The organism is Streptomyces sp. NPDC048171, from assembly GCF_043202655.1.
Taxonomy (GTDB): Bacteria; Actinomycetota; Actinomycetes; order Streptomycetales; family Streptomycetaceae; genus Streptomyces.
This window is the reverse complement of record NZ_JBIDAU010000021.1, coordinates 17,630-40,281: the sequence shown is the minus strand read 5'-3', so window position 1 is coordinate 40,281 and position 22,652 is coordinate 17,630. Positions and strand designations below refer to the sequence as shown.

The window sequence follows — 22,652 nt, the reverse complement described above, 5'->3', positions numbered from 1 at the left end:
GTGAGCTGGGGTCCAACGCGTAGGCCCTGTGGGACTCGAACCCACAACCAATGGATTAAAAGTCTGATGAGCCCCCATGACGCCTCGTACCGCGCCGTATCGCGCCACCCCTCGCCGTACCGTAAATCGCTGGTCAGAGGCGTTCAGCGATCGTTTATCGCGCACCCTTCACCGTGCCTCGTACCGCCTCGTACCGCGCTCTTACGTGGCCTTCGGGCCAGCACGGGGCCAGCAGGAAGGGCCCCCGACCCGCAGGTCAGAGGCCCTTTGCAATGCACCGCAACGACTTCGATTCTACGTCTCCGAGGCCTCGTTGTCAGTGCCCGGCAGTACGGTGGCCCCGTCACTATCCACGTTTGCAACTGGCTGCGACGTGCTGGGCCCCTGCTGCGGTACAGAACCCGCGGCGGGGGCCGCGTCACGCGGTCGGCGGGCGCGCGGCACCGCCGCGGCCGCCGCCTCCGTCAGCTCTTCCTCGTACTCCTGGAAGAGCGCCATGTAGGTGTCAGCGGTGAGCACGATGGTGGAGTGGCGCAGCTTCTTGCTGGCGTCGTCGATGTCACCGCCGCCGGCCTTCACGAGTGCGGCCGCGCCGTGCCGCAGGTCCCGCAGGTTGATCGGCGGTAGGTCGGCAAGCTCGACCAGCCGGCGGAACTCCTTGCTGACGACGTCGGGGTGGAGCCAGGCGCCGGTCTCGGTGGTGAACACCTTCCCCGTCTCCGTCCATGTCGCCCCGGCCGCCTCCCGCTCGGCGTCCTGGCGGGCGCGGTGCTCGCGCAGCACGGCCACAGTGCCCCGGTCGAGCGTCACGGACGCCATGCTGCTGTCCGTCTTGGGGGCCGTCTCCACCGGCTTCCAGCCCTCCACCACGATCTCCGTCAGCACGTCGATTCGCGCGGGCCTGCTGTCCAGGTACACGTTCGACCAGTCGGCGCCGACGCCCTCGCCGCGGCGGAGACCGTGGTGGGCCACCAGGTGGTAGAAGGCGTACAGGCGGCTGTCCTCGGCGGCGTCCAGGAAGGCGCCGAGCTGCTCGGGGCTCCACACCATCACGGGGCTGGGCCGCGCGCCGGTCGCTCTCCAGCGCTCGATCCGCTCGGCAGTCCAGAGCAGGCCCTTGGGGCGCGCACTGCTGCCCAGCTCGACGTGGGCGGCGGCATTGAAGGTGATGAGCTGCTGGGCGATCGCGGCATTGAGCGCTGTGCGCAGCGTGCGGCGGATTGCGTGCCGTGTCGCTGGGCCGTTCGCCTTGCGGTACGGCTTCATCTCGGCGAGCTTCGCGCGCTCGGCCTCCAGTCGCTCCCGCGCGGCGGCCGGCGGCCTGCCCGGCGTGGTCCACTTCGCGCGCCGCTCTTGCTCGCGGCGGGCCTGGTTCTCTGCGCGGATCAGGTCGGATTCGTCGGCGATCGCGTCGAACATCTCTTGGACGTGACCGACGTTCAGGCGATCGAGGCGGTAGTGGCCGATGCGGGGCCGCAGGTGCACGCGGATGTGCGAGGAGTAGCCGGCGTTCGTCGTGGCCCGGGTTTTCTTGCTGGCCATCCACCGGTCGAGCCACTCGCCGACGGTGGTGGTGCCGTCGAGGGGGACACCAACGCCGAGGCGCCGCTGCACTTCGGCGGCCTGGGGGATGTCCGCGCGGCGTTTCGCGACGTCCGCAAGCAGGTCGCCTACGCGCTGCTGCTCGGTCTCGTCATCGCCTGGAAGGTCGAGGATGGCTTGCAGGCGGGAGAGGTCGCCCTGGGCCGTTCCTACAGTGTCGTACCCGGTGCGTCGGAACGTCCGGCGCCTTCCGGCGGCGTCCGGCGGCAGTTCCTGGCGGAGTGCCACGGCGCCGTGATTCTTGCGCTTCAGCTTGGGACACGAGGCCCCCAGCAACTTGCCTTCACCGTCTCGGCACTCGCACCGGCGGTAGATGCTTCCGGCCCGGCGTGCTGACGGCATCTGGGCTACTCCCTCCGCTCGGGCGGTACCTCATTGTCGCTGATCTCGGCCAGGCCGACACCGAGGACGTGCTGAGCCGCCTCGTTGAGGCCCGCGAGCATGCGTTCCGTCATCTCGCCCCGTCGAACGGGAAAGATGAGGCGGCCCGACTTTGTCTTGATCGGGACGATCACCTCGCCATCCGGCAGGTCGTCGCTGAAGACGTACTCAACCCGCGGCGCACGTCGTTGTGACTCCATGCAGCCTCCCCCATACCAGGCATGCGAATTCGCGCATGCGTTCGAACTCCTGGTTGGACCAGCACCCTCGCGATCCACAGGCGTTGGCACATGATCGCACCACGAGTAACAAATCTCTACCGTAAGCTCGGAATCGTCACTTTGGGTAACGCAAGGGGGAATGCCTGGCTCAGCGCTCGTCCGGCGGCACAAGGGTGTCAATCAGCCGCAGCAAGCGTTCGCGCTGCTCGGGGGGAAGCTGGTCCAGCTTGTGCACGTAAGCCTTTGCCTCGGTGGAGCCGCTCACCAGGGGATCCACGCCGTGGAACTGTTGGCCGGCCGCATCTTGCAGCTGTTCCAGCGGCAGCTCACACGCCGCAGCGAGAGCCCGCAACTCCCTGACGGCAGGCGGGGTAACGGTCTCGCCGGTCTCAAGGCGATAGATCCAGCCACGCGTGACGCGCAGACCGGACACCGGATCGAGCGCCTTCCGCGCGAAGGTGTCGAGGCTTTCGTTCAACTCTGAACGACGCCTGCGTACCAAGTCCGCGAATTGGGCCCGCCGTTCAGGGTTGTGGGCTGGGGTGCTGGTCTGCTCGTCGTTCGCCGCCATGGGGCTCATCCTGTCACTCCTGGGCACGGGGGTTCGCACGGTTCGTTCAGGTGTGCTTTTGGGGCTACTGAGACGTACGTGCAGGTCAGTCACTGCGTTCATTCCGCTCACTGGACGGATTGTTCAGCACGGTGGCCAACTCCGCCAGTCCAGGCATGGCCAATGGCTGGATCATGACGCAACCCCTACCTTTATTCAGTCCACTGGACATTCCGTTCAGCCCATGTGATGCTCTGCTCATCGCCATTCAGTGCGATGAACAAGACGTCCCATGAGGTGAACGACATATGTCCGCAACCCCCGCACCACCCACCATGTACGCCGTCGCCAGCGGCGAGCGGCTCAAGATGCTCATGGAGCGCACCGGCACCGGTGACGCCGTCACCACCCGTGAACTGGCCGCCGACGCCGGCGTGTCCCACGGCACCATCGGCGGGCTGATGTCCGGCACTCAGCGCGCCATCCCCGAGCACAAGGCCAAGGCGATCGCGGCCCGGCTCGGCGTCGACCTGCTCGTTCTCTTCATCCCCATGGAGCGCGCCGGCCGGGCCCTGATCCCCGCACAGATCGCGCCGCAGGTGAGCGCATGACCACCGCCGCCCCGCTGACTCCGGCGCAGGTCGCCGCGCTCCCTGCGATGGTCCCCGTCCTCGACGCGTTCCCCGCCCTGAACATCGGCGAGACGCTCGGCTACCAGATGATCTCCGACGGCGTGTTCCCCGTCGAGGTCCTGCGGTTCGGCCGGGCCTTCCGCGTCCGCAAGGCGGACCTCATGGCCTTTCTCGGCCTGTCCCAGTACGTCGCCGCCGAGGTCCAGTCGGCAGCGGCCACCAACGACGACGCCCCCGGGGTCCAGCCGGAGGCGCCGTCCACCGAGCAGCCCGCACCCACCAGCAAGTAGAGACGGGGTCCGCTCATGTCTGAGCCTCCCACGGCAGTCACGCCGACCACCACGCCCGACGCCGCACTCGCCGGCATCGAGACCGCCAAGCTGAGCGCCGACCAGGGCCTGGTCGAGTGCCTCGACGCCATCGGTGACCTGATCCGGATCACCGGGGAACCGGACGCCGTCTTCCGGTGGCTCCGGTACACCTTCGGGCGCGAGGAACTGCGGGTGCTGGCCTCCCGCCACCGGCTGACCCTGCACGAGTCCCGCGCCGAGGACGAGGAGCGCCTGGCCCGCGCGGTCATCATCTGGACCGCCGACGGGTCCGGCATGGCCCTGTACCCGGCCGGTCAGCGGCCTGCGACCACGCTCCTCCAGCTGCGCGAGGAGATCGCACAGCGGCAGGCCGACGAACGGAAGGCCCTCGACTTCCAGGCCTCCGTCGCGGCCGGCCACGTCGAGGACGTCGACGCCTGGCACGTCCGCACCCAGGCGGCCCGTTGACCGCCACCGCCGCGCGAGCCCGGGACACCCCGGGCCGCGCGCCCATCCCCCGCCAGGTCGACGGACTGCTGGTCATCGACGCCGAGAACGTCCGCGCTCACTACGAGTGCTACCGCCCGGGGTGCCCGAAGCCCCGCGAAGAACCGATCAGGCCGTCCGCCATCAGCCGCTTCATTGACGGGATCACGGCCCGTCACCAGCGCCAGTTTCACGGGGAGCACCGTTGACCGCCACACAGCCCACCGACCTCCGGGCCACCGCCCGCGAGCTGCACGACGCTGGCCTGTGCGTCCTGCCCACTAGGGCCGACGGCAGCAAGCGGCCGGCCGTGTCCTGGATGGACTACAAGGTCGAGCGGACCACGCCCGAGCAGCACGACTCCTGGTTTGACGGCGACCGGCCCCGCGGCATCGCCGTGGTGTATGGCGCCGTGTCCAGCGGCGTCGAGCTGATCGAGTTCGAGGGCCTCGCTCTGCGGGAAGGCCTGCTTGACGCCGCGACTGAGGTCATGGAGGCGTCCGGCCTCGGCGAGGCGTGGGCCGCCATCCTCGGCGGCTGGGTGACCGAGTCCCCCTCCGGCGGCCGGCATTACCGCGTGCGCGTCGAGGGCGGCGACGTCCCCGGCAACACGAAGCTGGCCAGCAGGCTCGCCCGCGAGGACGAGTACACCGAGGCCGACCGGCAGCGGCTGCGCGAGCGTCCGAACGCGCGAATCGTCCGCGTGCTGATCGAGACCCGGGGCGAGGGCGGGTACGGGCTGGTCGAGCCGTCCGGCGGCACCGTGCACGCCACCGGCCGCCCGTACGTCCGGCTGGAGGGCGGGCCCGGCAACATCCCCGTCCTCGACGCGGACACCATGACCGCGGTCCGGGACGTCTGCCGGATGCTGGACCAGCTCCCGCAGCCGGAGGCCCCGAAGACGGCGCCCCGTCCGGCGCCGCCACGGCAGGACGGCACGCTGCGCCCGGGGGACGACTTCGAGGCCCGCGCGGACTGGGCAGACGTCCTGAACGGCGTCTTCCGTCCCCTCCACACCCGCGGCAGCGAGACGTACTGGGGATGGGCCGACGGCGTCGGCGGCGTCAAGGCCACCACCGGCCGCGACGAACACAACCGCCTGTTCGTCTTCGCCACCGGCTCCGAGTTTCAGAGCGAGGTGCCCTACTCGAAGTTCGGCGCCTACGCCCTGCTGAACCACGGCGGCGACCACAAGGCCGCAGCCCGGGAGCTGGCCCGCCAGGGCTACGGCAGCAGGCATCTCGCCTCGGTCGGCGCCCCTCGTTCCGCTCCGGCGCCCGAGCAGCCGGACGCCGACGAGGCGCCGGACGAGGACGCCCCCGAGGACGAGGCCGAGCAGACGGACGCCGGCGAACGCGAGGGGTTCGACTACTCGGACATCTTCGGCCTGCCCGCCACCGTCCGCACGCCGTTCGACTACCGGGTTACCGGCCGCGGGGTGGAGGTGCTCAGCACCAGCGGCGACAACTGGCTGCGCGTCACGTTCGCGCCCCTGGTCATCACCGCCACGTTCGAGGACCCCGAGGGGGACCAGTACGTCGAGCTGTCCTGGATCGACCGCAGCCTGGGGCGCCCTCGCCGCATCTCCCGCATCGTCAGCCGCGAGACCGCGAAGCGCGGGCGGAAGCTGATCGAGACCCTGGGTGCGGCGGGCCTGCCCGCCGTCGAGGGCGACGCGCGCGCCGTCGAGAAGTGGCTGGCCGAGTTCGAGGCCTCCAACGTCGGGCGGATCCCGTCCGAGCAGCTGGCCCGCTGGCTGGGCTGGCAGGACGACGGCACGTTCGTGTCCTCGCCCGAAGACGGCATCAAGGTGGACACGCCGTTCGAGGAGCAGCGTGGCCCCGCCCGAGCGCACGCCAGGAAGGGGACGCTGGACGGCTGGCGGGCCACCGTCGCCGAGCTGGCGGACTTCCCGGTACCGCGCGTGGCCGTCGCGGCCGCGCTCGCCGCGCCTCTGCTCAAACCGCTCGGGCTGAACAGCTTCACCCTGGACATTTCCAGCCGCTCGACCAAGGGCAAGACGACCGCGCTTCAGGTCGCGCTCAGCGTGTGGGCCGACCCGTCCGAGCACGCCTCGGCGATGTCCAACTGGCGCACCACCCTGTACGCGATCGAGAAGCGGCTGAACCTGGTCCGCGGCATCGTCACCGTGTTCGACGAGACGATGGCCGTCACGGACGACACCCTCATCGACGAGGTGCTGTACCAGCTCCCGATGAACCACGGGAAAGCGAGGAGCGGCGGCGCGTTCGGCAACATGCTGCCCTGGGAGACCATCCTTCTGTCGTCCGGTGAGCGGCCGGCGCTGTCCTTCACCACCAGCCAGGGCGCGGCGGCCCGCATCCTCGGCACGACGATCGCCCCGTTCGGGGACGGCGGCGGCGCGGTCGCGGCCGCCGCCCGGGAGGGCGTGCTCGCCCACCACGGGCACGCGGGGCCGGAGTTCATTCAGTACATCCTCAGCGGCCTCGCGCAGCCCAACGGGCGGGAGGGGCTCAAGGAAAAGCACCGCGCCCTGGTTGACGAGTTCCGCGGCGCCGGGGACATGACGAACCGGCGCGCGCCGATGGTGGCCGTGCTCGCCTTCGCCGAGGCGCTGGCGTGCCGCATCGGCCTGCTGCCTTACGAGCCGCTGCCGCACGACGTCTGGCGGAGCCTGTTCACCGCCCACAACCCCACCGACAACCGGCCCGACATGGCTCTGGACGTCCTACGGGAGTACGTCGCCGGTCACTCCCACGAATTGTTCACCGCGACGCGCAAGGCGATGGGCGAGAAACCTCCCTACGCCGGCTGGCTGGGGGTGCTGGGGACGGACAAGGACACCGGGGCCGCCGAGGTCGCGCTGCTGCCCGAACGCGTCCGCAAGATCCTCGGCGAGGCTGGCTACTCGCTGGACGCCGTGGTCGGCAGCTGGGTGGACGCCGAGTACCTGAAAACGCTCAAGAGCCAGCGACCGGCGCACCTGGTGCCGCGCAGGTTCGACGGCGCCCGCGCCAAGTGCCTCGCCTTCACCCCGGAGGGCATGCCTTTCGGCGACACGGACGAGGCGACGTGAGCGCCGCGACGCGGGTGGTACGCACCGGGTGCGTACCACCCGGGGCCCTCGATTCCCGCAGGTCAGCGGCGCCGCAAGGCCCCTTCGGGGGGCGGTACGCACTCGCCAGGAAATGGCACCCCTCAGGCGTGGGCGCGTGTGTGCGCCTGCGTGCGGGTGTGCGCGCACATCGACCCCTGTCTGTTTCTGCGTACCTGCGTACCACCAGCTCTAGAGAGAGACATAACAGCAGGTCAACCCCGCTTTTTGCCCGGTACGCAGCCGGTACGCAGCCGGTACGCACTGCGTACCAGCCCTTTCCCCTCACCACCGAATCGAGGTGACCCATGTCCTTCACACCCCGCCCGTACCAGGTGGACGCGATCGAGGCGTTGCGCCAGGGCTGGACCACCGAGAAGAACCGGCTGGCCGTCGTGCTGCCGACCGGCGCCGGTAAGACCGTGGTCTTCTCCCACCTGGCACATCAGATGCTCGACGGCCTCAACGGCCACCGCGTACTGGTGATCGCCCACCGGGAGGAGTTGATCGAGCAGGCCGCTTCCAAGCTGCTCGCGGTCGACCCCATGCTGCGCGTCGGCATCGTCAAGGCCGGACGCGACCAGCACCAGGACGCCGACGTGATCGTGGCCAGCGTCCAGACCCTGGCCGTACGCCGCCGCCGGGAGGCCATCCGCGACATCGGCCTGGTGATCGTGGACGAGTGCCACCACGCGGCCGCCCGCACGTACATGGAGGTCCTCGAACACTTCGGGGCCTGGCGGGGCGTGCCGGTCGCCGGTTTCACCGCGACGATGACGCGGACGGACGGCGGCCTCGCCGAGGTCTGGGAAGACGTGGTCTTCCGCCTCGACATCCTCGACATGATCAGCGACGGCTACCTGTGCGACGTCCGCGGCAAGCGCATCGTCGTCGACACCCTCGACCTCAACAAGGTGCGCACCCGGGGCGGCGACCTGGTCGACGGCCAGCTGGGCAAGGCCCTGGAGGACTCCGGCGCCCTGGACGCCATCGCCAAGGCCTACGTCGAGCATGCCAGCGACCGCGCCGGCGTCGTCTTCACCCCGACCGTTGCGACCGCTCAGGGGGCCGCCGCCGCGCTGGAGGCCGCCGGGATCACCGCGGCCCCGGTGTGGGGCGACATGGGCCGCGACGAGCGCCGCGCGACGCTCGCCCGCTACTCGGCCGGCGACGTCCAGGTGCTCACCAACTGCATGGTCCTGACGGAAGGTTTCGACGCCCCGCACACCAGCTGCGCGGTCATCGCCCGCCCGACCAAGAGCCCCGGTCTGTACGTGCAGATGGCTGGCCGCGCGCTGCGCCCGGCGCCCGGGAAGGGCGACGCGCTGCTGCTGGACGTCATGGGCGCCAGCACGCGGCACAAGCTGGCGTCCATGGTCGACCTGACCGCGCGGGACGTCGAGGAGGTCGAGGAAGGCCGGTCGCTTCGGGAGGTCGCCGAGTGGACCGCGGCCACTGAGAAGCGCCGCACGCTGGTTGCCCAGGTGGAGGCCGAGGAGTTCAACCTGTTCGGGGAGAGCGCCATCCCCTGGCTGCGGACGCCGCAGGGCACGTGGTTCATCCGCCTGACGTCGGCGCTGGTCCTGTTCCTGGAGCGCGAGCCGGAGACCCGCCTGTACCGGGTGCGCCGGTGGACCGAGGCGTACGGCGTCCGCGCCCCTAAGGCCGACGTTGCGCGCCCCCTCGCCGAGGCACTGGCCTGGCTGGAGCGGCAGGCCGTCGCTGCGCCTGGTGCTGTCGCCGCCCGCCGGGCCCCGTGGCGGACGGCGCAGCCGAGCCCGAAGCAGCTGGGTCTGTGCCGCCGGCTCGGCCTCGACGTGCCCAAGGGCGCCACCGCCGGCGACGTCGCCGACCTCATCGATCAGGACCGCGTCGGCCGCATCCTCGGCCAGCTCGACCTTGCCACCGCTGCCTGACGTCCGGGCCTGCCGCAAACAGGCCCGGACCTCCACATCACACCACGGAGGTAACCCGATGACCCATCCACCCGAGCGCAGGCCCAACGGCCTCCGTCTGCTCGACCCCTACAGCTGCCAGGGCGGCGCCGCCATGGGCTGGCACCTCGCCGGCTTCGACGTCACCGGCGTCGACGACAGCCCGCAGCCCCGCTACCCGTTCACGTTCATCCAGGGCGACGCCATCGAGTACATCCGCGCCCACGGCCACGAGTACGACCTGATCGCTGGCAGTCCACCGTGCCAGGCGCACACCCTGTGCCAGCGCATCCAGGGTCGCGAACACCCCCGGCTGATCGCGCCGACGCGAGAAGCCATGGAGTCCACCGGACGTCCGTGGGTCATCGAGAATGTGCCCGAGGCGGCACCCGAACTGCGCAGCCCTGTGATGCTGTGCGGCGCCTTCTTCGGCCTGCACACCTACCGGCACCGCCTGTTCGAGGCCGGCGGCGGACTCACCCTGACCGTCCCGGAGCACCAGCCGCACGCGCACCGCACGGTGAAGATGGGCCGCCCTCTGAAGCCAGGGGACTGGTATCACGCGGTCGGCAACTTCTCGAACGTCTCTTACGTGAAGGCGGACATGGGCGTGCCGTGGATGTCCCGAGACGGCATCCGGGAGTGCATTCCGCCCGCCTACACCAAGTACCTCGGCGAGCAGGTGGCCGCGCTGCTGCTCGGATCGGCGGTGATCCGATGACACGCCGTCCGCCCCTCGGGGCCGCCGCCGTCTGGGAAGCCGTCATGACGCCCGCCGGCCACCAGTGCCAGTGCGAGGGCGGCCTGTGCGGCTCGCAGCACTCCAAGACCGGCCTGCGCTGTATCCGCACGGCGAGCACCGGCCGCCTGGTCGTCGCCCCCGCGGATCTCACGCTGGGACCGGTCGCCGCTGCGGCGGTGCCGGTCGAGCAGCTGCGCGCCTGGTGCCCCGACTGTCACGCGAAGGCTCAGCGCCGCCAGCTGACGGCCGCCGCCGAGCGTGAGCAGCAGGCCGACGACGAACCCCTGTCCCTGTTCTGACGACCTCGGCCGCCCCCGCGACATTCGGGGGCGGCCTCCCACCCATCGAACCACGGAGAGCCCCATGGCACTGCACCTCACCGGCCTCAGTACCGAGGACGTCGCCGAGGTCGTCGACTGCCTTCTGCTCGGCGCCGAGCAGACCGCCAACCCGCAGATCGCCGAGAGCCGTCGCCGCCTCGCCAACGGCATCGGCGACGCCCTCGACTCCCTGCCCGCGCCCGAGGCCGGAGCGGAGGAGTGACCGCCCGCCCCCGCTGCGCCCGTGGCCACTTCCTGCCCGCCACCGGCGAATGCCGCTGCGAGCAGGAAGCACGGCCCCGCTGGCAGGCCGATCTGTGGGGCCAGGGCCTCGCCGCACTCCAGCGCTTCACCATCCGCACCATCACCCTCGCCGGGAGGTACCTGTGAAACCGTCCGCACGCATCCTGCGTTGGCACTACATCGCCGCCGCCGCCCTCGTCGGCCACTGCGCCGCCACCAGCCTCAACGCGGGCGCCTGGTGGTACGGCGTCGGCCTGTTCATCGCCTCCCTCCTGCTGCTCGTCGCCCTCGCCCGCGACGTCGCCGCCGCCCGCGAGACCTGCCGTACCGCCCGCGCTGAAGCCGTCCGCATGCAGCGCGCCGCCCGGATGCGGGACTGGCAGGCCCGGGACCGTGCGGTCCTCGACGGCTGGGACGCGTGGCTGTGCTGCGTGCCCGCCTTCACCAGCCGCGGCGCCGAGCACGACAGCACCCACTGCACCAGGAAGGACCAGGCCGCATGAGCCAGCCCCGCCACACCGCGAGCACCATCACCGACGACGCCCTGGACGCGCTGTACGCCAACGCCAACGAGGGCTGGCGCCGCGGCGACCGCTGGAAGGAGCGCGCCGAGCAGGCCGAGGCCGCGATAGTGCGCGCCGAACGACTCGCCCGCAGGTGGGCCATCCTCCGCACCCACGGTGGCGCCGCCCTCGAACTCCGCGCCGCACTCGCGCAGCCCGAGGAGAACAGCACCCCGTGACCTGCGAACTGTGCGACCGCGCGTCCAGCGGCTACCTGTGCAACCGGCACCGGGCAGAGCTGGACGCGCGGTTGCGTGCCCTGCCCGCCCTGTACAACGAGGTCGGCGAGTACCTCATCCCCCGCGCCACCGGGTGGGGCGAGATCGTCTCCACCCGGGCGGCCGCAGGGCCCCGCTCCCCCGTCAACGAGGACGTCATCGACACTGTGAACTGGGCCAGGGCCGCCGAGATCCTCCGTTCCTGGCGTGAGGACGTCCGCCGCATCCGCTGGCCGCACCGCGGGACCACGCCGCCCGGCGGCCTCGCAGAGGACTGCCGGTGGATCGCCCAAGAGCTGGACTGGATCGTCGCGCAGTACCCAGCGGCCGGCGACCTCGCCCGGGAGGTCGCCGAGTTGAACCGGTCCGTGCGCACGGTCGTCGGCGACCCGGAGCCCCGTCCGCAGCGTCTCGGCTCGTGCGTCGCCCTGGTCGGGGAGGGCGTGGTGTGCGGGGCGGTCATCTCGCGGATGCCGGGTGAGACGCAGCTGCGGTGCCGGTGGTGCGGCACGGAGTACGGGCCCGCCGACTATCTGACGCTGCACCACTTCCAGCCTGCTGATTCGGCGTGATGCGCACCCGATGCGTTCAACACCCTGGACATTGTGTTCAGGGTGTTGAATACTGGCGTGGTCGCTCACCTCATCGGAGGGCGTCGCACAACTGAAAGCGGCCTGAACCAGGGACGGCAATCCCTGGCCAGGCCTAACCGAGACCCTGGTATGAGCAGGAGACACCGGCTGTGACCGATCATTTCGCGCGCCCCGAGCGCGCCGCAACCTCCCGCGAGGAGCGTGTAGCCGAGCTGCACCGGCTCTGCGACGCGGACTACGCCAGCACCGCCGCCCGCCGTAAGGCCGACCTGAGCCAGCCGCTGTACGGCTCGGCCGCCATGGTCGTCCGCGAGCAGCTGCGCGAGCCCACCGACCTCCAGGTGGCCGTCGAGGTCGCCCGGCACGTCCTCGACTGCGACAGCTCCCTGACCCTGCGCGAGGCCCTGCGCCTGCTGCTGCGCGCCCTCGACGTCCACGCGGCCACGCCACTGCCCGCCGAGGCGCCGCCCGCGCTGCGCTGCCCAGCCGCGACCGCCAGCGACACCAGCCCGTGCGGCGGGCCCGTCGCCGTCCTCGTCCTCGGCCTCGGCGAGGGAGGCACCGCCGGCTGCGAGCACCACGCGGCCCGCCTCATCGCCGCTGCCCCCGGCACGTACCCGGTCGCCCTCCCGCACGCCCCGGAAGGCGCCGCCACTCGCGTCCACCGGGCCGCCGGAGAGGCAGGCCGCCGATGAGCACCGCCTATGACCCGCTGTACGACCCGGCCAAGGCGCCCGAGGGGCCGTTCGACCTCGACGTGGAGGTCGCCGTCACCCGGCAGATCCTCGCCGAGACCGCCGGTCTGAACATCCATGACGACGTCGCCATGATGAGCGCGGCATTCTCCCTCAACGCCCGGCTCCGCTGCCTGCTGGCCGCCGTCGAGGCTGAACGAGGTGAGCAGCGATGAGGAAGCTCACCGGCTGGCAGGTCGCCGTCCTGGTCGTCGCCGCCGTCCTCATGGGCGGTGTCGGCGCCGCCGGCGGATGGGGCACCTACACCAACGCGGTCACCGAGTTCCACCGGCAGGCGACTGCCGCGGGAGTCGTCGCCGCGGGCGAGGGCCTGACCCTGATCCTCGCCCTGGTCATGCTGCTGCGCACGATGCTCGGGCAGTCCTCCCCGGCTGTCGTCCGGTTCGGGATGTGGCTCGCGCCGGTGTCCGCGGCGTGCATCGGCGTCACGATCGCCGAGACCGCCCGGGAGGCCGCGGTGTACGCGGTCACCCCGCTGGCCATGTCCGGCGCCGCCGAGGGGCTGGGGTTCGTCGCCCGGTCGGTCGTCGTCTACACCAGCGGCGTGGACGCCGAGACGATGCGCCGCAACGCCGACACCGCCCGGCAGATCGCCTACCACGGAGCCGTCGCCGACGGGCACCCCGGGCGGCTGAAGAAGTGGCACGCGCAGCGCCGCTACTGGCAGCTCGCCCGCCACGTCGGTGTCGGCGACGCCGAGCTGGGCGCCGGCCTGGTCGACGTCCAGCGCACCCGCGTGAAGGACGGCGCGGACGCCCGCCTCGCCAAGATGTACGGCGCCGCCCCGGCCCCGGCCGTCGAGGACGCCCGGGCCCGGCCCACGCCGGTGACGCCGGCCGATGCGCTGCGCGAGCTGTTCGCCGAGATGCACCCGGCAGACGCGATCAGGCTCGGGCGTGATGCGCACCCCGATATGCGGCCCGCCGACCTCGCCGAGGTCCTGACGCAGAACGGCCTCCCGGTCACCGCCGTGCAGGTCGCCCTCGTCCTCTCCGAGCGGCCCCCGGAGTACGAGCTTCACCGGGACGATGCGCCCGCGCATCAGCAGGTCACCGCCCTGCCACCCGTCAACCTCCAGGGCGCCGTCGAGGAAGCCGCATCAGCCCTCGGCTCGGACCCCAAGCCGCGGGCCATCGTCGAGCACATCGAGCGGCACCGGCGGATCGTCGTCGATGAGGCCTACGTCCGCACCGCCCTCTCTCGGCTCGCCAGGAGGGCCGCCCCGCCCGCTGATGCGCCGGTGAAGCGCGACGAGGGCAACGGAGGCTACGCATGAGCGAGGCCCTGGAGAAGGCGGAGGCCGCCGCCCGCGAGGCCGCGCAGAACACCGTGAGCGTCGAGAAGATCGTGGCCGCCGTCCTCGCCGCGCAGGCCGCGCAGCAGCAGCCCACCCCGCCCGCCCCGGCACCCCGCCCGGAGTTCGACGCCAAGAAGTGGATCGTCATCGGCGGCGTCGTCGTCTCGGTGGGCCTGGTCGGGGCCCTGTTCGCCCTGGCCATCGCCATCGCCGCGTGCGCCGGAACCGGCAGCTTCCTCATCCTCCGCAGCGTCTACCTCCAGACCCAAAAGAACCGCTGACCAGCACACCAACCCTGAGAGGACGTGCCATGGGATACGCCCAATACGAGGTCTTCCGCGACGGCGAGAGGATCGAAGCCGGGTACGCCGTCGAGGCCACCTGTGACAAGACCGGCTGCACCGCCGCGATCGACCGCGGCCTGGCCTTCCTGTGCGGCCAGACCCCCGGCGGCGACGAGCACGGGTGCGGCGGCTACTTCTGCGCCGACCACCTCACCGGCAACCAGCAGTGCGAGCCCTGCGCCGAGAAGGCCGCCGAGGCCAACACCTGGGTCGACCCCGCCAGCGGGGCCAGCTACGACCTGCGCGACCAGTACCTGCCCCCGGGCGAGCAGTACCGACCCGACGGCTGGGTGTGGAAGCACCTCGGCACCTTCCAGGACGACGTGCCCGTGCTCGTGCCGGTCAAGCTGCCCGGCCTGACGCCCGGCGCTCACTCCGGCTGCGCCATCACGGCCTACGACTTCCAGGTGGCCGGATCGGTGGCCTGGCGCCAGCAGCAGATCGAGAAGGCCGCCAGGGGCTGACCTGCCCTTCCGTCCCCCACGGCCCGCCCGTGGGGGTGCGGTGGGGCCGGACAACCCGGCCCACCCGAGGAGGAACTGATGGACCGCACCCAGCACCTCGCCCTGGCCGACGAGGCCGTCACACGCGCCACGCGGCTCGCCGAGGAGGCCGCACGCCACGCCAGCAGCACCCGGGAGCACACGCCGGCCTACGCGGCCGCGTCCGAGGCCTGGAGCACCGTCGCCCGCACCCACGCCGCCATCGCCGCCCTGCACCCCGCCACAACCTCGGAGGACTGACCCATGGCCGACGGCGTCCAGTTCCGCGACTTCACCCGCGCCGAAAAGGCGCAGATCACCGCACTCACCGCCCGCATGGCCATGCCCCGCGCCAACATCACCAAGTTGCGCCGGCGAGTCGAGGCCATCGAGAACAAGGCCGCCAGCCGCAAGAGCAAGTAGCTCAACCCCGGGGCGGCGCTCTACCGCCAAGCAGCCGCCGCCCCGGGCCTCCCGACCCTCAGCAGAGAGCAGGAAGCCCTCATCATGACGGACACCGTCCCCGAGCAGGTCAACGGCCACGCCAACCCCGAAGTGCAGCTGCTCAAGTTCGCGCCGCCTACGCCCGAGGCCCCGCCGGCCGCCCCCGCCAAGCCCAAGCGGCGCGTGCGCATCGACCACCTGCGCCGCGCCGTCGTCCAAGTCCGCGAAGGTGACGGCTACCGCACCCTCGTCCGGCACGGCGCCTACACCCTCGGCGGCGCCCGCCTGCTCACCCGCCGCGCCTGGGACTCCCGCACCACCGCCCGCCACGAGCGCATGATGCGCGCCGCCGAGGCCGCCGGGAACGAAGAGCTGGTCCGCCAGTGGGAACAGCGCGCCTACGCCTACCGCTTCGCCCGCCACCGGCGCCGCGTCGAAATCCTCCAGATGGTCGCCACCGCCCCCAAGACCATCGCCACCGGCGCCGGAGCCGGAGCTGGCGTCCTGCTGCTCCTCGGCGTCCTGCTCGCCTGGGGCACCGGCGACGTCCACCAGGTCCTCACCCCGCTCAACGCCACCGTCGAGGCGCTCACCTGGGTCTCCTTCCTCGCCTCCGTCGTCTGGGAGCCCGTCCTCTACTCGCTGCCCGTCGCCGCCGTGCTCGCCGCCTGGGCCGCCGGCCGCCGCCAGCACACCGCACCCGCCTGGGCCCTGCCCGCCGACGCCGAAGACCGCGACACCGTCCCCGACGAAGGCGCCATCCTCAAGGCCCTCCGCAATCTCGGCATCGCCCCGCTGAACAAGGCCTTCAAGGACGGATGGCAGCCCCGTTGGGTGTCCCCCACCACCCGGTCCGGACCCGGCTGGCACACCCAGCTTCAGCTCCCCATGGGCGTCACCGTCGAAATGATCAACGGCAAGAAGAACGTCCTGGCCCACAACCTGCTGCGCAAGCCCGTCGAGGTCTGGCCCACCGAGCCCCCCAAGCAGCCCGGCACCCTCGACCTGTGGGTGGCCGACCAGGGCTCCCTGTCCGGGCCGACACCGCCGTGGCCGCTGCTCACCGAGGGCACCACCGACTACTTCAAGGGCGTGCCCGTCGCCGTCTCGCAGCGCGGCGAACCCATCATCGGCAAGCTCATGGCCGCCAACTGGATGGTCGGCGGCATCATGGGCTCCGGGAAGTCGTCGCTGGTCATCGCCCTACTCCTGGGGGCAATCCTCGACCCGCTCGTGGACGTCGAGGCCTACGTCATGGCCTACAACGTCGACTACGACCCGCTCAAGCCGCGCCTGCGGGCCCTGGTCAAGGGCGACGAGGACGAGCAGATCGAGGCCGCCGTCCACGCCCTGCGCCGCCTGCGCGACGAGGTCACCGAGCGGGGCAAGCTCCTGGAGTCCCTCGGCGGCGAGAACACCAAGCTCACCCGCGAACTGGCCCTGCGGGACCCGCGGATGCGGCCCAAGGTCGTCGTCTTCGACGAGTGCCATGAGCTGTTCATGCACAAGGAGTACGCCAAGGAGGCCGCAGAACTGGCCGTGAAGGTCATGAAGAAGGCCCGGAAGGTCGGCATCACCCTCATCTGGGTCACCGTCTCCCCGACCGCCGACAGCATCCCGCGCGACGTCACCCGCAACACGTCCCACCGCGTGGCGTTCGCCGTCGGCGACCACGTCGCCAACGACGGCCTGCTGGGCTCCGGGAAGCACAAGGCCGGCGTCACCGCCACCACCCTCATCCCCGGCGAGGACATCGGCACCGCCGTCACCGTGGGATTCACCAACAAGCCGTTCGAGGTCATCCGCTCCCACTACGTGCAGCGGGACCCGGACAAGGGCGTAGACGAGGTCACCCCCGTCGTCGAGCGCTCCCTGAAGGCCTACAAGGTCGGCGACGTCTGGGAGGTCCCCGAGACCGCCGCCGACGTACTCACCGACGTGGCCGCCGTCCTCGGCGACCAACCGCGGATGCTCACCCAGGAAGTGCTTCACCGCCTCGCCGAGCGCAACCCAGGCGCCTACCTGGAGTGGGGACCGACCGACCTCAAGCGGGAGCTGGAGCGCTACGGCGCCGAGCAGTACAAGAGCGCCGGCAAGTCCATGGTGTCCCGCGAGCGCATCCAAGAGGCGATCCTGGACCGCCTCTCCGAGGCCGACGAGGACGAGGGAGACGCCGAGATCTGAGGGAGTTCTCCCTACCCGCCTCCCTCCCCTGCCTCCCTCACGGCCACCTGCGGAAACGCCCGTTGAGGGAGGCGAGGGAGGCACCACGCAGAAGCCCTGGGAAACGGGAAACAGGGCTGTGCGACTCCCCCGTGCGGCCTCCCTCCCTGCGGGCATCATGAGGGTATGGAGTCACAGCTCATCCGCCCCGGCCACCTCACCGCCCACCAGACCGCGCGGCTGCTCGGCGTGAGCCTGGAAGGCGTCCGCCAGCTCGTCCACCGAGGCCAGCTCACCCGATCCGGTGGCACCCCCCGGCAGCCCTGGTACGCCGTGGACGACGTCCGCGCCCTTGACACCGCACGCCGCAAGAAGAGGGCATTGGCCAACACTGCTTGACCGCAGGTCAGCCGGTCTGTCACGATCCCGGTGTACAGCTGTGCCCTCAAACGGCACCCACGAACGCACGACGAAGCCCCGACCGTATGGGTTCCCGGTCGGGGCTTCGTCGTGTCACAGCCGTATCACCGCGCCTTCACGGCGCCTCCACATGTCCGATGATGGCCCCGCCAGCATCAGCCATCCCTGGGGGAACCATGCGCGCCCGCACCGCCACCGCCGCCACCCTGTCCGTCCTCGCCCTCGCCCTCACCGCATGCAGCAGCGACGACCCCGCGCCGGACGAGACCGCGACCGCGTCGAGCAGCCCGGCCCCCGCTTCACCCGCCGACGCTCGCGGCTACGACAGCGCGCAAGCCATCGCCGACGCGCTCGCCGGCGCCGGGCTCAAAGTCTCCAAGCCGCAGGAGAACACCGAGCAGACCTACATCAGCGAGGTCGGCGGGAAGGCCTACAAGCTCACCATCACCGACGGCGACCAGGCGCCCGGCGAGGCCGGCATCAACATGTTCCCCAACCCCGAGGCCCTGAACGGGTGGATCCCGCTGTCCAAGCAGTTCGGCGGCGTCGCGGTCACCGCAGACACCTGGGCTGTCAGCCTGCCCACCGACGGCGCGGCGCGGGACGACAGCGTGCGCCTCGCCCCGAAGGTCGCTGAGGCCTTGGACGGCACCGTGCAGAAGTAGCCGACACAGACTCACGACGGAGCCCCGGTCGCCGCTCACGGCCCGGGGCTGCGTCGTGCCATCCGTCCGCTGTCCGGCGATGGGGCAGAGAGCCTCCCCCGCGGGCGTCCCGAGCACGGACGTTCGCCAGGTGCGCGCGCAGCGCCCGGGCAGCGGACACAGTGCGGGGCCGCGCTGCTCTTCCGCGGCGCCTGGTGGAGTCATCCATCGCGCGGCGGTACGACTCCCGCGGCCCCGCACGCCACCGGAGGACCGATGCCCGAGACCACCACAGCCGCGCGCAGCAGAGCAGCCGAGGCAGCCCACCAGCTGGCCAAGAAGGGCGCGCACGTCCACCTCGTCAGCGAGGGACAGGGCGTCTGCCTCAAGGGCGTGTGCAACCTCCACCCTGTACTCCCCTCGCCGAGGTAGGCGTGGCCACCGACCGCGGCGAACTCACCAGCTACGAGTACCGCCAGATGCGGGCCCGCGTCCTCGCCGAGTCCGACGTCTGCCTGGTCTGCGGCCACGGCCACGCCACCGCCGTCGACCATGTCCAGCCCGTGAGCAAGGGCGGCGCCCGGCTCGACCCCGACAACCTGGCGCCCATCCACGGCAACGCCGGCTGCCCCGTCTGCCTCCGCAAGTGCAACGCCGAGAAGGGCGACCGCCCGCTGAGCGAGGTCGTGCAGCTGCACACCAGCGTCGACTGGTTCGCCGGACCATGAGGAGCCCCGCCATGCAGACCATCAACCGCCTACTCCTGCGCTTCGGCTACGTGCTGGCGCCCGCGCCGCCGAGCGCGAAGATGCTGCGCGAGCACGCCAACGTGTCCGAGGTCCATCACCCGAGTCGCGGCGGCCGAACCGTCGTATGGCTGCGAGGCATCGCCGACCTCGTCGACCACGGCCGGCCCGATCAGCGTTGAGGTCTCGCGATCTTTTAGAAATCGGACATATCGCAACCCCGCGCCCCCCTGTCATTTTTCTCCCCCCGGGCCAATGACACCCGATGATCATGGAAGGGGTTGGCGCCATGGGCTCCGTCGAGGACGCCGTGCGCAGCGACGTCGAGCAGCTCGGCGACCTGGTCGGCGTCGAGCCGTCCCTGACTGAACTGGCCTACGCGCTGGCCGGCCGGATCGACGCCGCGCGGACCGGCGAGTGCGAGACGTGCGGCGAACCGGTCGCCCAGGACGACCGGCTGCTTCCTCAACTGGCACGCGAGCTAAGGCAGACGCTCGCCCAGATCTTGGAGGGACGGGCGCCGGACGATGACGACGACCTCGGAGACCTGGGCTCTCCCGACTGAGGTAGCCGAGGACCTGTACGAGCGGTACGGGCTGACGTGCCCGCCGCGCTGGGGGACGCCGCGCCACCCGGACCGGCCGTCGCTCGGGCCCAAGCTGTGGAAGGTCATGGCCAAGCTCGGCGCCCCGCCGATGCCGTGGCAGAAGTACGTCAGCGACGTGGCGCTGGAGCTGGACCCGGACACGGGCCTGCTCGCCCACCGGGAGGTCGGCCTGTCCGTCTCCCGGCAGCAGGGCAAGACGGAGCTGACCCTGGGAGCGCAGGTTCACCGGGCCATGGCCTGGAAGCGACAGAACATCGTCTACGCCGCGCAGACCCGCGGCATGGCGCGGCAGCGCTGGGAAGACGAGTTCTGGGAGAAGATCTCCAGTTCCGATCTCGCCCGGTACGCGCGCATCCGCAAGTCGAACGGCAACGAGGCGATCCTGTTCCCCGGCAAGCGCTCCCGGATGGGGATCACGGCGAACACGGAGAAGGCGGGCCACGGGCCGCCGCTCGATCTCGGTTTCATCGACGAGGCGTTCGCTCACGAGGACGACCGGCTGGAGCAGGCGTTCTCTCCGGCGATGCTGACCCGGGCGATGGCTCAGCTGTGGTGGGCGTCGGCCGGCGGCACGACCAAGAGCGTGTGGCTGAACAAGAAGCGGGAGAAGGGCCGTGAGCTGATCGAGGCCCTGTTCCAGGCGCTCGCCGAGGACGCCGCCGCCGTGCGGCCGCGGGCCGCCTACTTCGAGTGGTACGCGCCCGAGGACATGGACCGGGCAGACCCGGCGACGTGGCGCGCGACGTTGCCCGCGCTGGGCTTCACGGTGACGGAGGAGGTCATCGCGGCTGAGCTGGAGAAGATGGACCCGGCCGAGTTCGACCGGGCCTATCTGAACCGGACGCGGAAGCCGACGCCGCCGACGGATCCGAACGTGCCCAAGGGGAAGTGGCCAGGGCTGGTCGACGCTGACAGCAAGCCGGTGGCGAGCAGCATGGCCCTGGCGGTGGACGTGTCCAAGGACCGGTCGCACGCGTCGATCGCGGCGGCCTCGGTACGCGCGGACGGCAAGGTGCACCTGGAGGTCGTGGCCCGGCGTCCGGGCACGGACTGGGTGGTGTCCGCGCTGGTGAAGCTGCGCAAGCTGTGGAAGCCGGCCGCGGTGGCGGTCGCCTCGTCGGGTGCGCCGGCCGGGTCGCTCATCGACGACTTGGTGGCCGCAGGCATCGAGGTGTCGAAGGACAAGGCGAAGCCGCAGCGCGGGGACCTGGTCGTGATGCGGGCGGGGGACATCACGGAGGCGTGCGGCCAGCTGGCCGACGCGATGAATCAGGGCACGGTCCGGCACATCGACCAGGTGCCGCTCACGGCCGCCGTGAACGGTGCCCGAACCCGGCGCTTCGGGGATGCCTGGCAGCTGGACCGAACGACGTCGCTGGTCGACATCAGCCCGTTGTGCGCGGTGACCTTCGCCCGCTGGGCGCTGCTTGTCCGGGGCCCGCTGGTGGAGGAGGGATACGACCCGATGGCGAACATCTTCTGAGGAGTGGGCATGGCGAAGAGCGGACGGAGGCGGGGGCGGGCTGTGGCCGGCCGGGCCGCGGAGGCCGCAGGGTTCTGCCTGCGTGCGGCGCCGGGTGTGGCGGGTCCGCTCCTCGTGGCGTATGGGCTGTGGCTGGCCTGGCCCCCGCTGGGGTTCGTGGTGGCGGGGGCCGCGTTGCTGCTGGCGGATCGGAGGATGCTGTGAGCTTGTGGTGGCGCGGCCGCAGCCAGCGGCCGGAAGGTCGGTCGCAGCGCGACGGAGGGATGTCGCTGGACCAGGTGCTGTCGCTGTTCAAGACGGCCCGGTCGTATGGGGACGTGGACCTGTCCCGTGCCGAGTCGTCGCTGCAAGCGGTCGCCGTGTGGTCGGCATGCGACCTCATCGCCTCGATCGTCTCGGAGCTGCCCGTCGGTGTCTTCCGCGGTCAGGGGGAGGACGCGCGGAAGCTGCCCACACCCTGGTGGCTGGAGGACCCGGACGGCTCGGGACACGGGCTGGCGGACTGGCGCTACCAGGCCATGATGTCGTGGCTGCTGCGCGGCAACCTTTTCGGCGACGAGTTGCAGCGTGCCACGGCCGGCTTCCTTCAGCAGGTGCGGCTGTTCCACCCAGACGAGATCTCCGGCTGGATGGACGAGGGCGAAGTGCGGTGGGCGGTCAACGGGCAGCAGGTCACCGACTCGCGCGCGTTTCTGCACCGGCGCGTCAACCCGCTGCCCGGTGTGGAGCTGGGCATGTCCCCGGTCCGGCTGCACGCGACGACGATCGGCCTGCAACTCACCGGCTCCCGTTTCGGGCTTCAGTGGTTCCAGGACGGGGCGCACCCCTCGGCGATCCTGAAGAACAGCGAGGTCACTCTGGACGACGGGCAGGTCCGGACGGCGAAGGACCGGTTCCTTGCCGCCGTGCGCGGGACCCGGGAGCCGGTCGTGTTCGGCAAGGGCTGGGAGTACGAGACGATCCAGGTCGCCCCGGAAGAGTCGCAGTTCCTCCAGACGCAGGGCTACTCCGCCGCGGAGTGCGCCCGCATCTTCGGGCCTGGCATCGCCGAGATCCTCGGCTACGAGACCGGCGGCAGCATGACCTACGCGAACATCCAGGACCGCGAGCTGACGCTGCTGAAGTTCTCGATGGGCAAGTGGCTCCGGCGCATGGAGCGGCTGCTGTCCGACTTCCTGCCCCGACCCCAGTACGTGAAGTTGAACCGGGACGCGCTGCTGGAGACCAACACCTTGCAGCGGTACACGGCGCACGCGTCGGCGCTGTCGAACAACTGGGAAACGATCAACGAGGTGCGGCGGCTGGAAGAGCTGCCGCCCGTTCCGTGGGGCGACGCCCCCTTCACCCCGGCGACCGCGCCGCCGGACACCGATGACGCTGAGGCAGAGGAGTGAC

32 protein-coding genes are annotated in these 22,652 nt (G+C 71.2%); 29 read left to right on the top strand and 3 right to left on the bottom strand.

All coding sequences use genetic code 11. The annotated features are described in order from the left end of the window. Window positions 1-294 precede the first annotated feature (294 nt). From xerC to ACGF3J_RS37505, 3 genes are all read right to left on the bottom strand, one after another. Window positions 295-1,944, bottom strand: a complete 1,650-nt coding sequence (gene xerC / locus ACGF3J_RS37515; RefSeq protein WP_393855997.1) for a tyrosine recombinase XerC — start codon at window positions 1,942-1,944, stop codon at window positions 295-297. A gap of 5 nt (window positions 1,945-1,949) precedes the next feature. Then, entirely contained in the window at window positions 1,950-2,183 is a 234-nt protein-coding gene (locus ACGF3J_RS37510; RefSeq protein WP_393855996.1) for a hypothetical protein, read from the bottom strand. A gap of 169 nt (window positions 2,184-2,352) precedes the next feature. Beyond that, window positions 2,353-2,775, bottom strand: a complete 423-nt coding sequence (locus ACGF3J_RS37505) for a helix-turn-helix domain-containing protein (protein ID WP_393855995.1) — start codon at window positions 2,773-2,775, stop codon at window positions 2,353-2,355. Window positions 2,776-3,062: 287 nt separating this feature from the next. Here ACGF3J_RS37505 and ACGF3J_RS37500 point away from each other — a divergent pair, with 287 nt between their 5' ends. From ACGF3J_RS37500 to ACGF3J_RS37360, 29 genes are all read left to right on the top strand, one after another. Then, window positions 3,063-3,365: a helix-turn-helix domain-containing protein gene (locus ACGF3J_RS37500; protein WP_393855994.1), complete on the top strand. Its 303-nt coding sequence runs from the start codon at window positions 3,063-3,065 to the stop codon at window positions 3,363-3,365. Further along, window positions 3,362-3,676: a hypothetical protein gene (locus ACGF3J_RS37495; protein ID WP_393855993.1), complete on the top strand. Its 315-nt coding sequence runs from the start codon at window positions 3,362-3,364 to the stop codon at window positions 3,674-3,676. The genes ACGF3J_RS37500 and ACGF3J_RS37495 overlap by 4 nt, the downstream gene beginning before the upstream one ends. Before the next feature lie 15 nt (window positions 3,677-3,691). After that, window positions 3,692-4,165 carry a hypothetical protein gene (locus ACGF3J_RS37490; RefSeq protein ID WP_393855992.1) on the top strand — a complete coding sequence of 158 codons (474 nt, stop codon included), beginning with the start codon at window positions 3,692-3,694 and terminating at the stop codon, window positions 4,163-4,165. A gap of 223 nt (window positions 4,166-4,388) precedes the next feature. Beyond that, window positions 4,389-7,241: a DUF927 domain-containing protein gene (locus tag ACGF3J_RS37485; protein WP_393855991.1), complete on the top strand. Its 2,853-nt coding sequence runs from the start codon at window positions 4,389-4,391 to the stop codon at window positions 7,239-7,241. 326 nt (window positions 7,242-7,567) lie between these two features. Continuing rightward, window positions 7,568-9,175 (top strand): DEAD/DEAH box helicase, encoded by a 1,608-nt coding sequence (locus ACGF3J_RS37480; protein WP_393855990.1) that lies wholly within the window; start codon window positions 7,568-7,570, stop codon window positions 9,173-9,175. A 58-nt stretch (window positions 9,176-9,233) separates the two neighbouring features. Then, complete coding sequence (locus ACGF3J_RS37475) at window positions 9,234-9,914, top strand: SAM-dependent methyltransferase (RefSeq protein WP_393855989.1); 681 nt, start codon at window positions 9,234-9,236, stop codon at window positions 9,912-9,914. Beyond that, window positions 9,911-10,234 (top strand): hypothetical protein, encoded by a 324-nt coding sequence (locus ACGF3J_RS37470; RefSeq protein WP_393855988.1) that lies wholly within the window; start codon window positions 9,911-9,913, stop codon window positions 10,232-10,234. The genes ACGF3J_RS37475 and ACGF3J_RS37470 overlap by 4 nt, the downstream gene beginning before the upstream one ends. 64 nt (window positions 10,235-10,298) lie before the next feature. Then, window positions 10,299-10,478, top strand: coding sequence for a hypothetical protein (locus tag ACGF3J_RS37465; protein WP_393855987.1), 180 nt, complete (start codon window positions 10,299-10,301; stop codon window positions 10,476-10,478). Next, entirely contained in the window at window positions 10,475-10,645 is a 171-nt protein-coding gene (locus ACGF3J_RS37460; RefSeq protein WP_393855986.1) for a hypothetical protein, read from the top strand. The genes ACGF3J_RS37465 and ACGF3J_RS37460 overlap by 4 nt, the downstream gene beginning before the upstream one ends. After that, the gene (locus ACGF3J_RS37455; protein ID WP_393855985.1) at window positions 10,642-11,001 is read left to right on the top strand and encodes a hypothetical protein; all 360 of its coding nucleotides are present in this window, start codon (window positions 10,642-10,644) and stop codon (window positions 10,999-11,001) included. Before ACGF3J_RS37460 ends, ACGF3J_RS37455 begins: the two co-directional genes overlap by 4 nt. Further along, window positions 10,998-11,240, top strand: a complete 243-nt coding sequence (locus tag ACGF3J_RS37450; protein WP_393855984.1) for a hypothetical protein — start codon at window positions 10,998-11,000, stop codon at window positions 11,238-11,240. The genes ACGF3J_RS37455 and ACGF3J_RS37450 overlap by 4 nt, the downstream gene beginning before the upstream one ends. Then, window positions 11,237-11,851, top strand: a complete 615-nt coding sequence (locus tag ACGF3J_RS37445) for a hypothetical protein (RefSeq protein WP_393855983.1) — start codon at window positions 11,237-11,239, stop codon at window positions 11,849-11,851. The genes ACGF3J_RS37450 and ACGF3J_RS37445 overlap by 4 nt, the downstream gene beginning before the upstream one ends. 170 nt (window positions 11,852-12,021) lie before the next feature. Continuing rightward, a complete protein-coding gene (locus tag ACGF3J_RS37440; protein ID WP_393855982.1) occupies window positions 12,022-12,567 on the top strand; it encodes a hypothetical protein in 546 nt (181 codons plus the stop codon). Then, window positions 12,564-12,782 carry a hypothetical protein gene (locus ACGF3J_RS37435; protein ID WP_393855981.1) on the top strand — a complete coding sequence of 73 codons (219 nt, stop codon included), beginning with the start codon at window positions 12,564-12,566 and terminating at the stop codon, window positions 12,780-12,782. The genes ACGF3J_RS37440 and ACGF3J_RS37435 overlap by 4 nt, the downstream gene beginning before the upstream one ends. Next, complete coding sequence (locus tag ACGF3J_RS37430; protein WP_393855980.1) at window positions 12,779-13,903, top strand: hypothetical protein; 1,125 nt, start codon at window positions 12,779-12,781, stop codon at window positions 13,901-13,903. Before ACGF3J_RS37435 ends, ACGF3J_RS37430 begins: the two co-directional genes overlap by 4 nt. After that, window positions 13,900-14,205, top strand: a complete 306-nt coding sequence (locus tag ACGF3J_RS37425) for a hypothetical protein (protein WP_393855979.1) — start codon at window positions 13,900-13,902, stop codon at window positions 14,203-14,205. Before ACGF3J_RS37430 ends, ACGF3J_RS37425 begins: the two co-directional genes overlap by 4 nt. A gap of 29 nt (window positions 14,206-14,234) precedes the next feature. Next, window positions 14,235-14,732, top strand: coding sequence for a hypothetical protein (locus ACGF3J_RS37420; protein ID WP_393855978.1), 498 nt, complete (start codon window positions 14,235-14,237; stop codon window positions 14,730-14,732). Window positions 14,733-14,810: 78 nt separating this feature from the next. Further along, window positions 14,811-15,011 (top strand): hypothetical protein, encoded by a 201-nt coding sequence (locus tag ACGF3J_RS37415; protein WP_393855977.1) that lies wholly within the window; start codon window positions 14,811-14,813, stop codon window positions 15,009-15,011. Between the two features lie 3 nt (window positions 15,012-15,014). Then, on the top strand, window positions 15,015-15,173 hold the full coding sequence (locus ACGF3J_RS37410; RefSeq protein WP_393855976.1) for a hypothetical protein: 159 nt from the start codon (window positions 15,015-15,017) through the stop codon (window positions 15,171-15,173). An 84-nt stretch (window positions 15,174-15,257) separates the two neighbouring features. Further along, window positions 15,258-17,378 carry an FtsK/SpoIIIE domain-containing protein gene (locus tag ACGF3J_RS37405; RefSeq protein ID WP_393855975.1) on the top strand — a complete coding sequence of 707 codons (2,121 nt, stop codon included), beginning with the start codon at window positions 15,258-15,260 and terminating at the stop codon, window positions 17,376-17,378. Between the two features lie 165 nt (window positions 17,379-17,543). Next, a complete protein-coding gene (locus ACGF3J_RS37400) occupies window positions 17,544-17,756 on the top strand; it encodes a hypothetical protein (protein WP_393855974.1) in 213 nt (70 codons plus the stop codon). Between the two features lie 197 nt (window positions 17,757-17,953). Next, window positions 17,954-18,442: a hypothetical protein gene (locus ACGF3J_RS37395; protein ID WP_393855973.1), complete on the top strand. Its 489-nt coding sequence runs from the start codon at window positions 17,954-17,956 to the stop codon at window positions 18,440-18,442. A gap of 255 nt (window positions 18,443-18,697) precedes the next feature. Continuing rightward, window positions 18,698-18,853 carry a hypothetical protein gene (locus tag ACGF3J_RS37390; RefSeq protein WP_393855972.1) on the top strand — a complete coding sequence of 52 codons (156 nt, stop codon included), beginning with the start codon at window positions 18,698-18,700 and terminating at the stop codon, window positions 18,851-18,853. A 2-nt stretch (window positions 18,854-18,855) separates the two neighbouring features. Then, on the top strand, window positions 18,856-19,149 hold the full coding sequence (locus ACGF3J_RS37385) for an HNH endonuclease (protein WP_393855971.1): 294 nt from the start codon (window positions 18,856-18,858) through the stop codon (window positions 19,147-19,149). Window positions 19,150-19,160: 11 nt separating this feature from the next. Beyond that, window positions 19,161-19,349, top strand: coding sequence for a hypothetical protein (locus tag ACGF3J_RS37380; RefSeq protein ID WP_393855970.1), 189 nt, complete (start codon window positions 19,161-19,163; stop codon window positions 19,347-19,349). 107 nt (window positions 19,350-19,456) lie between these two features. Next, window positions 19,457-19,732 (top strand): hypothetical protein, encoded by a 276-nt coding sequence (locus tag ACGF3J_RS37375; RefSeq protein WP_360011492.1) that lies wholly within the window; start codon window positions 19,457-19,459, stop codon window positions 19,730-19,732. Further along, window positions 19,695-21,257: a terminase large subunit domain-containing protein gene (locus ACGF3J_RS37370; RefSeq protein WP_393855969.1), complete on the top strand. Its 1,563-nt coding sequence runs from the start codon at window positions 19,695-19,697 to the stop codon at window positions 21,255-21,257. The genes ACGF3J_RS37375 and ACGF3J_RS37370 overlap by 38 nt, the downstream gene beginning before the upstream one ends. A 9-nt stretch (window positions 21,258-21,266) precedes the next feature. Beyond that, window positions 21,267-21,461 (top strand): hypothetical protein, encoded by a 195-nt coding sequence (locus ACGF3J_RS37365; protein WP_393855968.1) that lies wholly within the window; start codon window positions 21,267-21,269, stop codon window positions 21,459-21,461. A 59-nt stretch (window positions 21,462-21,520) separates the two neighbouring features. After that, window positions 21,521-22,651 (top strand): phage portal protein, encoded by a 1,131-nt coding sequence (locus ACGF3J_RS37360; protein WP_393855967.1) that lies wholly within the window; start codon window positions 21,521-21,523, stop codon window positions 22,649-22,651. Window position 22,652 lies beyond the last annotated feature (1 nt).